This is a genomic window from Bacillus carboniphilus, from assembly GCF_020524035.2.
Lineage (GTDB): Bacteria > Bacillota > Bacilli > Bacillales > JAIVKR01 > Bacillus_CC.
Genome location: NZ_CP129013.1, coordinates 2,049,190 through 2,061,616, shown reverse-complemented (window position 1 = coordinate 2,061,616; position 12,427 = coordinate 2,049,190). Strand labels below are relative to the sequence as shown.

At 35.4% G+C, this 12,427-nt stretch carries 11 protein-coding genes and 1 pseudogene; 11 read left to right on the top strand and 1 reads right to left on the bottom strand.

All coding sequences use genetic code 11. The annotated features are described in order from the left end of the window. The first annotated feature begins 25 nt into the window (after window positions 1-25). The 11 genes and pseudogenes from fumC to LC087_RS10535 all read left to right on the top strand — a co-directional run bounded on the left by fumC (window position 26) and on the right by LC087_RS10535 (window position 11,380). The gene (gene fumC, locus LC087_RS10585) at window positions 26-1,405 is read left to right on the top strand and encodes a class II fumarate hydratase (RefSeq protein ID WP_226541132.1); all 1,380 of its coding nucleotides are present in this window, start codon (window positions 26-28) and stop codon (window positions 1,403-1,405) included. Between the two features lie 83 nt (window positions 1,406-1,488). Next, window positions 1,489-1,989, top strand: coding sequence for a four-helix bundle copper-binding protein (locus tag LC087_RS10580; protein WP_226541130.1), 501 nt, complete (start codon window positions 1,489-1,491; stop codon window positions 1,987-1,989). 189 nt (window positions 1,990-2,178) lie between these two features. Continuing rightward, window positions 2,179-2,859, top strand: a complete 681-nt coding sequence (locus LC087_RS10575; RefSeq protein WP_226541126.1) for a response regulator transcription factor — start codon at window positions 2,179-2,181, stop codon at window positions 2,857-2,859. Beyond that, entirely contained in the window at window positions 2,856-4,196 is a 1,341-nt protein-coding gene (locus tag LC087_RS10570; protein WP_226541125.1) for a sensor histidine kinase, read from the top strand. Before LC087_RS10575 ends, LC087_RS10570 begins: the two co-directional genes overlap by 4 nt. 164 nt (window positions 4,197-4,360) lie before the next feature. Beyond that, window positions 4,361-4,843, top strand: a complete 483-nt coding sequence (locus LC087_RS10565) for a BMQ_0737 family morphogenetic spore coat protein (RefSeq protein ID WP_306019547.1) — start codon at window positions 4,361-4,363, stop codon at window positions 4,841-4,843. Between the two features lie 453 nt (window positions 4,844-5,296). Then, window positions 5,297-5,788, top strand: coding sequence for a hypothetical protein (locus LC087_RS10560; protein WP_226541123.1), 492 nt, complete (start codon window positions 5,297-5,299; stop codon window positions 5,786-5,788). A gap of 138 nt (window positions 5,789-5,926) precedes the next feature. Next, window positions 5,927-6,184, top strand: a complete 258-nt coding sequence (locus LC087_RS10555) for a hypothetical protein (protein ID WP_226541122.1) — start codon at window positions 5,927-5,929, stop codon at window positions 6,182-6,184. A gap of 255 nt (window positions 6,185-6,439) precedes the next feature. Then, window positions 6,440-7,555 carry a D-alanyl-D-alanine carboxypeptidase family protein gene (locus LC087_RS10550; RefSeq protein ID WP_226541121.1) on the top strand — a complete coding sequence of 372 codons (1,116 nt, stop codon included), beginning with the start codon at window positions 6,440-6,442 and terminating at the stop codon, window positions 7,553-7,555. An 84-nt stretch (window positions 7,556-7,639) separates the two neighbouring features. Next, window positions 7,640-9,404: pseudogene (locus tag LC087_RS10545) on the top strand (M3 family oligoendopeptidase). Window positions 9,405-9,620: 216 nt separating this feature from the next. Then, a complete protein-coding gene (locus LC087_RS10540; protein ID WP_306019546.1) occupies window positions 9,621-11,093 on the top strand; it encodes a methyl-accepting chemotaxis protein in 1,473 nt (490 codons plus the stop codon). Window positions 11,094-11,149: 56 nt separating this feature from the next. Beyond that, the gene (locus LC087_RS10535; protein ID WP_306019545.1) at window positions 11,150-11,380 is read left to right on the top strand and encodes a hypothetical protein; all 231 of its coding nucleotides are present in this window, start codon (window positions 11,150-11,152) and stop codon (window positions 11,378-11,380) included. Between the two features lie 173 nt (window positions 11,381-11,553). On the opposite strand, the gene LC087_RS10530 is transcribed toward LC087_RS10535, so the two are convergent. Beyond that, entirely contained in the window at window positions 11,554-12,174 is a 621-nt protein-coding gene (locus LC087_RS10530; protein WP_371932584.1) for a ZIP family metal transporter, read from the bottom strand. Window positions 12,175-12,427: the final 253 nt, after the last annotated feature.

Sequence of the window (12,427 nt, the reverse complement as noted above, 5' to 3'; positions counted from 1 at the left end):
AGAACCTTTTATTGGAGGAATGATGATGGACTTTCGAATAGAAAAAGACACCATGGGTGAAGTGAATGTGCAAGCAAATAAATATTGGCGTGCTCAAACGGAGCGTAGTTTGAATAATTTTGCCATTGGGATTGAAAAAATGCCCATAGAAGTTATTTACGCCTTTGCTGAAGTTAAAAGAGCTGCATCTGTCATACATAAGAGATTAGGAAAGTTAGAGGAGAACAAAGCTGATGCAATCATTAAAGTCTGTGATGAAATAACGACAGGAAGGTTGGACGAACACTTTCCTTTAGCTGTTTGGCAAACAGGAAGTGGAACTCAAACAAATATGAATGTAAACGAGGTTATTTCTTATCGAGCAACCGAATTGTTGGAGGAGGACGGAGAATTTATTCACCCTAATGATGATGTGAATATGGGTCAGAGCTCAAACGACACGTTTCCCACGGCTATGCATATTGCAGCTGTATTACAAATTCACCATAAGTTGGTCCCTGCTATAAAACAAATAAAGCAAACGTTACAAGAGAAACAATCTAAATTTGATATGGTTATAAAAATTGGACGTACACACCTACAAGATGCAACCCCTCTTTCCGTTGGTCAGGAAATTAGTGGCTGGGTTCATATGCTAGAGAAGTCAGAACAAATGCTTCACACTACTGTGGATTATATTAGAGATTTAGCTATAGGCGGTACAGCTGTTGGAACTGGTATTAATACAGTACCGAACTTCGGAGAGCTTGTTGTTGAAGAAATAACCAAGCGAACAGGGCAAAAGTTTCGTTCGTCTGAAAATAAATTTCATGCGTTGACGAGTCATGATGATATTGTTACGGTTCATGGGGCATTAAAAGGGCTAGCTGCAGATTTAATGAAAATTGCAAATGATGTTAGGTGGTCAGCAAGTGGTCCTCGTTCAGGTATAGGGGAACAATTAATTCCTGCCAATGAACCCGGGAGCTCCATTATGCCAGGGAAAGTGAATCCGACCCAATGTGAAGCTGTAACGATGGTTGCTGCTCAAGTAATGGGAAATGATGCGACGATTGGTTTTGCAGCAAGTCAAGGTAATTTCCAGCTAAACGTCTTTAAGCCTGTCATTATTTATAATTTATTGCAATCCATTCGACTATTAACGGATGCAATCGTCTCATTTGATGAAAAATGTTTACAAGGGCTGGAATTGAATAAGGATAAAATTGATGAGAATCTTCATCGTTCTTTAATGCTTGTTACTGCATTAAATCCTTATATTGGATACGAGAAAGCAGCAAAAATAGCAAAGCATGCATATGATCATAAAATCTCCTTAAAAGAGTCTGCTATAACGTTAAACATTTTAACAGAGAAAGAGTTTGACCGTTATGTTAACCCTGATGAAATGATAGAGCCCAAATAAGGTTTCTATCGTCAACTTTTTGCACAGGACAATCGCCCGGTACATATTCTACTTCTGTGAAACAATAATGAGGAGGAAGTAAAATGTACCATCAACGAAATAATACAATGCCTTATGGTTATAATAATGCTACTAATGTAGCAGGAGCAACGACAAATAATATGTCGAATGTAGCAGGAGCAGCAACAAATAATATGGCGAATGTAGCAGGAGCAGAAGCAAATATGCCTAACATGCCCCAAGAAGTGAGCCCATATCAGTATGGATGTCAACACCCATTACTCCAAACATTGCAAAATTGTGAAGCGATGTGTGAGCATACCCTTACTTGCTTACTGTATATGAATGATAGTGCTTGTCGTGCGTGTCAAATCCAATTACTTATGGATTGCGGAGATATTTGTGGGGTTGCAGCTAAGTTTGTAGCTAGAAATAGTCCTTGTTGTCAAGTGATTTTAAGAGCTTGTGCTCAAATTTGTGAAGCTTGTGCTTGTGAGTGTGCGAAATATCCAGATCCAGAATCGCAAATGTGTGCACAAATGTGTATGCATTGTGCAAATGAATGTAAAGCTTGTTTGAGATAAGGTCGATGAAAGATAAAGAGAATTCATGCTTAGTTTTTATAAAAAAATAGTAGTAAGTTCAGCCAATCTATTCTAAAAGGTAGCTTTCGCATTTCTCCCTTCCACGAAGGCCGTTCTTCGTGGATTTTTGCTTTTTTTAGTCACTCATTGTTTAATAAAAAGGAAGTCATTTTAATAAGGTGATAATGAATGATTAATATTTTAGTAGCAGATGACGATCAACATATATTAGATTTAGTTTCTTTATATATGGAGAACATTGGATTACGTGTATTTAAAGCAAAGGATGGCAAAGAAGCTTTAACCATTGTGGAAACAAAGTGTATAAACTTGGCCGTTATCGATATTATGATGCCAAATCTTGATGGATACGAACTGTGCAAAGAAATAAGAACATATTATGAAATCCCTGTTATTATGGTAACTGCAAAAAGTCAAACACAAGATAAGATTAAAGGGTTTGAACAAGGGGTAGATGATTATATAGTCAAGCCTTTTGATCCGATGGAATTAGTCATGAGAGTAAAAGCAGTTTTAAGAAGGTATAGAATACAAACCTCACGAAAATTGACGATTGATAATATAGAACTGGACTCAAATACAATGGAACTAATTATCAACAAGGAAGAGAGACTTTTGTTACCAATGAAGGAGTTCGAATTGCTTTTTAAGTTAGCAAGCTATCCAAATCAAATATATACTCGAACTCAACTTATTGAACAAATATGGGGGCATGATTATGAAGGAGATGAACGAACGGTCGATGTTCATATAAAGAGAATTAGAGAAAAATTGAGGCCTTTAACAAGCAAAGTTCAAATTAAAACGATTAGAGGCTTAGGTTATCGATTAGAGGTAGAAGAAGATTGAAAAATATTCATACCCAGTTCATCATTACTTTTTTATTCGCTGCATTGAGTAGCCTTATTTTGGCTTTTCTAATCGCCATTCCCTTATTTGAACAGAGTACCTATTCAGATTTACATGAAGAAATGGAAGAGTTATCTGAAGTCATTATTCACTTATATGAAGTCAGCCCTGAAGGTAAAATAGAGGTTTACATAAGCAAATTGGATAATTTTAATTATCAAGCGATTTTATTTGATGAATCAGAGGAAATTGTAAGGACGAACGGAAGCACTTGGTTTATAAAAGATCAACAAGTACAACATGTGTTACAGGGAAATGGTTTTACTTTAGAAGAAGAAAGACCTAGAGTGCTTGGGATTCCCTTTCAAGTTGCAGGTATGAACTATGCTTTATTTTTACGTCCAAATTTCAGCAAGGTGGTTGGAAGCTTTAAAGATCTAATGATCATTATTTTCTTTACGATCTTTATTGTAGGGAATATCATTTTTTATTTTTTATCAAGATATTTAGTCAGACCGATTCATGATTTAACCGGTGCAACTCAAAAAGTATCAGAAGGAAATTTCAATATTTCATTAAAGATTAAACGAAAGGATGAAATGGGTGATTTGATTTCAAACTTTAATTACATGGTTGAAGAATTAGGGAAAGTAGATGAGATGCGTCAAAGGTTTGTATCAGATGTTTCTCATGAAATTCAATCTCCATTAACATCTATTCAAGGATTTGCAAAGGCTTTAAAGAATGGTGTGGTATCTAGTAAAGAGGATCAAGTTCATTATTTATCTGTAATTGAGAAGGAAAGTCAGCGTTTATCCTCACTAAGTGAGAACTTGTTGAAGCTATCGGTGATGGATACGGATGGAAAGAACGTGAAGAAAGAGAGATATTCCTTGGATGAGCAATTAAGGAGAGTGGTGATTTCTCTTGGTCCTCAATGGACTAGGAAAAAACAAGTAATTAATATAGACTGTCAATCTGTTTCTATTATGGCAAACCAGGAACTTTTAGAGCAGGTTTGGGTTAACCTTTTAACGAATGCTATTCGCTATACAGGTGAGGGAGAGAGTATTTCTATAGGTTTAATAGAAAGAGGAGAAAGAGCTATTATAACGATAAAAGACACAGGAATAGGAATGGAACAAGATGAATTGAGACATATATTTAAACGCTTTTATAAAATTGATCCATTTAGAAGCGGTCGCGGCAGTGGTCTCGGGTTATCTATTGTGGCAAAGATTTTAGATAATCACGATGGAAAGGTTGAAGTTGACAGTGAAAAAGGAGTGGGGACTTGCTTTACTGTCATCCTTCCAAATGCTAGAAAAGAGTCATAAAAAGTTTTTTTATTTTAAGGTACTGTTCATCTTTTGTTCATTAAATCCTTACTTATTATTTTTATGGAGAAACAAGCTTTTATTATATTTGTTGAAATGTTACAAGCACCACGCTCATATATATTAGATGTATCTACTTTGAGCATAGGAGGTTTACAGACATCATGTATGAGCAAAGAGAAAGAGAAAAGCTGTGTATTCGTGTCCCAAAAGTATATGATTGGGTAGAGCGCCAAGTTGACTTACCCTTAATATCTCTTCATGATTTAATACAGATAGGATTTGATTGTGATGGAGTAACTGGTGGAGGGGTAACAGGAGGCTGTGATGATCCATGCGCAGTAATTGATACCTCAAATGCACAGGTCAAATGTTTTTTAACAAACTCACTTGGTAAGCCTGTAGATCCAAACAGTCCAGGTTCTATTCTTGTTCAAGAAATAACCCAAATTAATGGGAGACAAGATGTTAGTACGACTCTTCCTTCAGGAAAAAAAATCATTTTGCAAAAGGTGAAAGTATTAGTAAAAGGCTTTGTAGTAGTTGAAATTTGTGATGCAAAAGGGAATGTTTGTACATCAGACCCTATCCCATTCGCATCAGCTCTCAAACATTCTTCTTATGCGCACCAGAAGGAACCGAATTAAATGGTCATGTTACATTTTTCGAATGCGATGCTGACTTGTTATGTGTAGATTCTTATTTCCAACAGTTAGATATATCGATTACTTTCTGTTTAAGCGTTCAAATGGAAACGAATGTTAAAATTCAAATTGAAGGTAAATTCTGCTCTCCTAGAGAAGAAATACCTGTCACCTCTGTAAAACAGAACCATTTCCTCCACAATGTCCTTCGGTATTCCCTGGAAAAGATGACGATTGTGAATGTTACTAATCCATTCACACATACTTAGTCCATTTTTCACCTCGATGAGTTCACTTATCGAGGTTTTTTAGTATGGCAAATAAATTCATGGTTTTAATTTCAATATTGAAACCTAGTCATTCGTATATTTTTATTTAAGTTAGACATTTGTCTTGTACACTATCTTATGAGTTGAATAATATGATATAGACTAACTGATAAGGAGGTATAAGACTATGAGTGAATGTTCAAGTCCTCAACTATTTTGTACACAAGATACGTCATCATTTTCGATAAGCCCAGGTCAAACTAGAAGACTTCTACGCCTTGCAGTTTGCACTGCACCAACAGTATTTTGTAAAAAGGTCACGGTAAAGCTTGACTTTTTTGCAGATGAAATGACTTCAATTTCTGAAGGGGTAGGAGCTGGTTTTGGTCAGGACATTGATTATATGCTAACTAGAAATGGTGAGACTATTGCAACAACAAACTCCTCTGCAAGTTTTCCAAGCATTCCAGGTGGTTTAACTTTTACTTTTTCTCCCATGTTAACTTATTGCGATATGATGCCTGCTAGAGGGAACAATATTTATGAAATATTAGCTGTTAGAAATGATTCAGATAGCAGTACTACAGTATCGTATGGTTCAAGGGCGTTAAATGCAATCGTTTTTTATGAAAGAGAAGACATTCCGAAGCACAAAAGTGGGAAATGTAAATTTCACTAGAAAAAAACTCTCGCTTTAAGGTGTTTGGAGTATTTATTTTCAAGGTAGGGAGGGATGAAAAGTCCCTCCATCAAAAAATGGTCATTTTCAAAGGATTAGTTACATAGTATAGAGGTAAAAGGATAAAAGGAGTGTAGTATGACGAATCAAAAACCTATGAATATAAATGTTGCTTTTATAAAGGTCACCACAATTGATGGCTGCTCTTCTTTAAATATCGGTCAAAGCTTCCTCGCAGATTTAAGTAACTCCACAAAGAAAAATCAAGGCTACGGGGAGAACTTTGGTGATGGTGCTCAATATATTGGGCCGCAAAGTTTATTAGATGACCATGACTACATAGATTCTCCCGCATTAAGTAAACCTACTATTCAACGAAACCTTTCTTTAACGTAATCATATATCCATGTTTGGAAATGACTAACCGTTTTTTACGAGCGGTTAGTTTTTTCTGTTAGAGAAAATAATTACACTTACATTTTCCTTTATCTCTACTATGTATTGGTTTTTTCATAAATTAATTGTTGTGATATGATAATTAGGAAAAACGACCTAAATAAAATAATAGAAAAAATAGACAAAAAGAACCAATTAATAGAAATAAAGAGATAGTAGGTGAATAATTTGTTCATTAAGAGATTCATAGTTTTTTTGTTTTTTATACTATTAGTTTCCCCTGCCATTGCAGGAGCAGAAGTGGACACTCCAACGGTTGAGAGTGAGGCAGCTATCTTAATTGAAGCAACAAGTGGGGATGTATTATATGCTAAAAACGAAGAAAAGCAAATGTATCCTGCTAGTATAACGAAAATTGCTACAGCCATATATGCTATAGAAAACGGAAATTTACAAGATGTTACGAAGGTGAGTGAACGAGCACGAGAGGCTGATGGTACACGGGTATATTTAGAGGCTGGAGAGGAAGTTTCACTTGATAAGTTAGTGAAGGGGCTACTAATCAACTCAGGTAACGATGCAGGAATAGCGATTGCAGAACATTTAAGTGGCAGTGTTGAACAATTTGCAGTAGATTTGAACAAATATTTAAAAGAAAATGTAAACATAGAAAATACTCATTTTACCAACCCACATGGTTTATTTAATGAAGATCATTATACAACAGCTAGTGATATGGCGAAAATCACAGCATACGCTATTCGAAATCAAACTTTTTCAACTATATTTGGGATGAAAAAAATGGATTGGGATGGTCAATCATGGGATACTACTTTATATAATCATCATAAACTATTGATTAGTAATGATTATCCTGAAGTAGTAGGTGGAAAGAATGGATTTGTAAATCAATCGGGTTTTACTTTAGTCACGAATGCTCAGAAAGATGGATTAAACGTAATCGTTGTAACCATGAAAGCCAGTTACGACCGATTAGCCTATCAAGATACAATTGAGTTGCTAACATATGGTTTTGATCATTTTGCGATTGATTCGGTTGTTAACGATCAAACTTATGAATATCAAGGAGATTCATATGAGTTAAGTCAAGAGCAATTTTACGTGAAATATAAAGATGAAAAGATTGAGCAAAATGTAAAAGGAGATTCAATGATTATTACGGGGGAAGATGGGCGAACAATTAAAGAGATTGGATTACAAAAAGTGGAGTTTGATGAGAAGTCAAATTCGATCAATCAATCCTCTTTTGTCAGTTCATCCAAAACGATCTCTAATAACCTTATTTATGGAGTAATGGTGCTATTTCTTGTCACTTGTGGTATTTATTTCTTTAAGGTAGCAAAATTGTAAAAGGGAAGGTAGTATGACTGTGTTATAATGGAAAGGAAAGTCTTTCGTTAGTCGAAAGAAAATGAGTAACAAGGGGTTGATAAAATGGAAAAACTTAAAGAAACATGGGATTTAGATGTTTTTTTTGAGGGTGAAAGTGAATCAAAACAATTTCAAGAATATTTACAACGATTAAATAAAGAGGTTAATCAATTTGAAGTTTTAGTAAAAGAGGGTAAGGAATTATTTCAGTCAATTGATAAAAGTGCAGCAATAATAAAACAATTAAGTCAAGCATTATCTTTTGTTAGTTGTTTGCAGGCTCAAGATATGTCTGATAAGAAGGCTGTTCAGCTTAATAGTCAAATTACTTCGATCATGTCCACTTTTAAGACAGCTAACACTATTCTTGATCTTCAGCTTGCCGAAATGAATGAAGACAAATGGAATACTTTCTTACAACAAGAAAAAGTGCAGCCCTTATCTTTTGTATTAAACGAAAGAAGACAAATTGCCTTAAAGAAGCTGTCAGCATCTGAAGAGGCTTTAATAGAGCAATTATCCGTCGATGGCTATCATGGCTGGGGTGAACTTTATAATGATATTGTTTCGTCAATAGAAATTCCTCTTACAATTGAAGGAGAAGAAAAACATTTATCTGTTGGTCAATTACATAATTACCTTTCTCACGAAAAAAAGATCAATTAGAAAAGAAGCTTTTAAAAAATGGGAGATGGCTTGGGAAGAGCAAGCTAATCTTTTGTCAAGAACGATTAATCATCTAGCTGGCTTTCGTATCTCCAGTTATAAAGCTAGAGGATGGGATCATATTTTAAGTGAACCTCTTGATATCAATAGAATGACACAATCAACACTTGACGCTATGTGGAATACCATCGAAGAATATAAAGGGTATTTGGTTAAATATTTGAACCGTAAAGCACAATTACTTGATATTGAAAAATTATCTTGGTTTGATGTAGATGCTCCGATAAACGATAAAGTTTCTACAAAATCTTATCAAGAAGGTGCAGAATTTATTTTTAAGCATTTTTCTCAATTTGGAGAGGAGTTAGGTAAATTTACTAAAAAGGCATTTGAAGAAAACTGGATTGAAGCTGAAGATCGTGCAGGTAAACGTCCAGGAGGATTTTGTACTGGTTTTATAGAAAGTGAACAATCTCGCATTTTTATGACGTATTCGGGTACTCCTTCTAACGTCTCTACTTTGGCACATGAATTAGGTCACGCTTTTCATTCAGACGTAATGAAGAATGTACATCCTCTTAATCGTATGTACGCCATGAATGTAGCAGAAACGGCTTCTACTTATGCTGAAATGATTGTAGCGGATGCTTCTTATAAAGAAGCGAACTCAAAAGATGAACAAATCACTTTGTTGGATGACAAATTACAAAGAAGTGTTGCCTTCTTAATGAACATTCATGCTCGGTTCATTTTTGAAACCAACTTTTATGAAGAAAGAAAGAGTGGATTCGTGTCACCAGAACGATTAAATAAATTAATGGAAGAAGCTCAAAAAAAAGCTTATCTTGATTCTCTAGAAAGTTATCATCCAAGCTTCTGGTCATCTAAGCTTCATTTTTATAGCACAGATGTACCGTTCTACAATTTTCCTTACACTTTCGGTTATTTATTCTCTTTAAGTATTTATGCGAAAGCAATTGAAGAAGGAAAAGAGTTCGAAGAGAAATATATTTCATTATTGCAGGATACTGGCTCAATGACGGTTGAACAATTAGCTGAAAAGCATTTAGGAGTAGATTTAACCTCTCCATCATTTTGGAAGCAAGGTCTTGATTTAATAGTGGAAGATGTAGAAGAGTTCATGTCACTAACAGAAAAGTAATCCGCTTTTATATTAAGAAGCGCTCTAGCTCATATGAGAGTTGGGGTGCTTTTTTACGTGCAAGTTGATTATCTGACAGGATTCAACTCAATTTTGACATTCTTTTTCATGACTTTTTGAACAACCTCTAAAAACCTTTTGTTTTTAGGACGATATACTACTATAGACCTATGACTATGAAGGAAGTGGAAATAAATAAAATAGGAGTGGTGGCGAATGACGAAAGGAAAAAGAAAAGAAAAGAGGTTAAGTAGACAAATATCAAGAGTGATTCTTATGTTGTTGATTGTATACTTAATCGGTAATTCTTTGTTACTTTATTATACATCTTTGCAATCCGTAAAAAATAGTATTTCAGAGTACACCATTAATAATGCAAAGTTTATATCAAGTAAGATAGAAGCACAAGATTATCGAAGTTTTATAAAGGCAAAGAATAAAAATGTTCAATACTTTCAAATAGAAAAGCAGTTAAGAGAATTTAAAGAGAATACAGACTCTGAGTATGTTTACTTAGTAGAGATCGATGAGGAAACAAATAAACCTGTGATCCTTATTGATGGAGGAAACTCAGATTCAAAGGTGAGATATGATATAGGTGATCCTTTACCTAATATATCAAAAGCGACAATTGAGAGAGTGTTAAAGGATGATGCGTTTGTAACGGACGTTTTATACGATAATGAAAAAGGAGAGTACTTGACGGCATTTAGCCCTATTATAGATGAAAAGGGAGAGGTAATAGGAGTTGTGGGGGTTGATGCCAATACATCCATGATCTCTTCCATCACGTATTCAGTATTAATGGATCAATTACCTGTTGTTATTGTTACTAATTTGATCGCTCTTACCGTAATTGTGTTGTTTATCTATCGGTATATAAATAAGAGGTTAAAACCACTGACAAAGATTACAACGGTGGCTAAGTTTATAGCAACTGGTAAACTAACGACTGCAAAAGGTGTTTCCATGGAGTTATCATTATCTGAAAATAGTGAAATAGGACAGTTGTCATCTTCCATTGTAAAGATGAATGAAGATTTAGAAGCGATGGTGAGTAGCATAATCGCGATATCAAGACAAGTAAGAGAGAGGAGTATTCAACTTTCACAGTCTTCAAGTGAGATGAAACAAGGAACGGGGCAAATTGCCAGTACGATGCAAGAAATCGCTTCAGGAGTAGAAGTTCAGGTGGAGAGAACAAGCCATTTGTCTGATGATATGAGGAAGTATGTTTCAGTTATTAAAATGGCGAAGGATAACGGAGACATGGCTAAAAACTCTGCAATTGAAGTAGTTGGAACAACTGAAGAAGGAGTGGACTTAATGGAGAAGTCTGTTCATTCTATGAGTAATATTCATAAAAGTGTAAGCGAGTCTCTTACAAAGGTAAACTCATTACAGGATCAAACGAAGTCCGTTAATAATCTCGTTACGGTTATACAAACAATTGCTGAACAAACTAATTTATTAGCTTTAAATGCAGCAATAGAAGCAGCTAGAGCAGGAGAACATGGAAGAGGATTTGCCGTTGTAGCAGATGAGGTTAGAAAATTAGCTGAACAAGTGTCTACCTCAGTCGAGGAGATTACAAATATAGTTGGAAGTGTACAAAATGAAACGACAGAAGTCTCTAAGCATCTAAAAAAAATGTATTTGAAACAGTTGAGGAAGGCAATGGTCGAATAAAGAGCACAGGTGAGACATTTTCCAAAATTCGTGAAGTCTTAGAAGGGATTAGTCAATTGATCGAAAGAACATCAAATGAATTAAATGATATTGCCGAGAATGGGAATCGTATGGATGCTTCTATTGATGATATTGCCTCTATTTCTCAAGAGAGTGCCGCAGCTGTCGAAGAAGCTACGGCCTTTGTTCAACAATCCAATTCATCTATGGAAGAAATCGAGAGAGAGGCAGTGGATTTAGCCAATCTTTCTAGTGAATTAAACGACCTTATTAATAAGTTTGAATAACATGGTTAAAAGCTATAAAGCAATGTGGTTGTTAACGACCAGAAACTCTCGTCCATTTTTTATCATTCTCTAAAGGTGCGATAATAAAAAGGAGCAGAGTAAACCTAAAGATGATAGGAGGCCGATGATAGGTCCTCCTTCTTCAAAGGCTTCAGGAAGCATTGTTGAAGCAATCATGGCAATGATTCCTCCTGGCTGCGAAAGCACCGATAAAAGCGGTAATATGAGGGTTTGTGTCTGCAAGAAATACATATCCAAAAAAAAGAACTTGCGGTAGCTAATACAACAACCATAAACCATAAAAAGTATATTTTTCGTTTAGAATAATCCTCAAGGAGCCCTTTTGTGCTAGAAAGACCTTCAGGAAAATTACTAATGAAAACGGCGATGACCATTAAAAAGCTTAATCCTCCTCCTTCTAACAAGCTTACCCCGATAATGATCGATTCTGGTATCGCATCTAACAGTGTTCCAAAGAAAATGGATAAGCCAGAATGCCCTTTAGGATTAGGGGTTGAACGCTTCCTTTCATTCCCTCCTTTTTTAGCAAGAATGAATTCTATTATGGTATAAATAATCGCCCCACTTAAAAAGCCGATCGAGCTGGAAAGATACCCACCTTGTGAATAAGATTCATCTAAAAGTTCAAAAGAAGCTGCACCAATTAACACTCCGGTTCCAAATGCCATAATAAAGGCCGTCCTTGTTGCAGTGAAAAACTTAAACTGTGCGAAAAAAGCTCCTAAAAGAATACTTGAACCGGATACTGCCCCCCAAAAGGCTGCTTGAAACATTGGATTTCCTCCGAATCTTCCTTTTCACATAGCTTATCCTTAAACATGACAATTATGAATGGATGAAAAAAGAGGCATTTACCAGTTATTTAACTGATCAATACCTCTTTAAGTTGATATTCCTCTTTTTATATGCGTCGTTAAACGGTCGCTTTCGCTTTTCTTATTGTCTAGCTCCAGCGCCCAACGATTCGTAAGTTTTTCGACGCACAGGAAGTGCTAGCATCATCGTTGTCCACAGGACGTGGACAAC

Excerpts from the sequence above, each read along its gene's own strand:
- fumC (WP_226541132.1), top strand. The coding sequence starts at position 26 with ATGGACTTTCGAATAGAAAAAGACACCATGGGTGAAGTGAATGTGCAA.
- LC087_RS10580 (WP_226541130.1), top strand. The coding sequence starts at position 1,489 with ATGTACCATCAACGAAATAATACAATGCCTTATGGTTATAATAATGCT.
- LC087_RS10575 (WP_226541126.1), top strand. The coding sequence starts at position 2,179 with ATGATTAATATTTTAGTAGCAGATGACGATCAACATATATTAGATTTA.
- LC087_RS10565 (WP_306019547.1), top strand. The coding sequence starts at position 4,361 with ATGTATGAGCAAAGAGAAAGAGAAAAGCTGTGTATTCGTGTCCCAAAA.
- LC087_RS10560 (WP_226541123.1), top strand. The coding sequence starts at position 5,297 with ATGAGTGAATGTTCAAGTCCTCAACTATTTTGTACACAAGATACGTCA.
- LC087_RS10555 (WP_226541122.1), top strand. The coding sequence starts at position 5,927 with ATGACGAATCAAAAACCTATGAATATAAATGTTGCTTTTATAAAGGTC.
- LC087_RS10540 (WP_306019546.1), top strand. The coding sequence starts at position 9,621 with ATGACGAAAGGAAAAAGAAAAGAAAAGAGGTTAAGTAGACAAATATCA.
- LC087_RS10530 (WP_371932584.1), bottom strand. The coding sequence starts at position 12,174 with ATGTTTCAAGCAGCCTTTTGGGGGGCAGTATCCGGTTCAAGTATTCTT.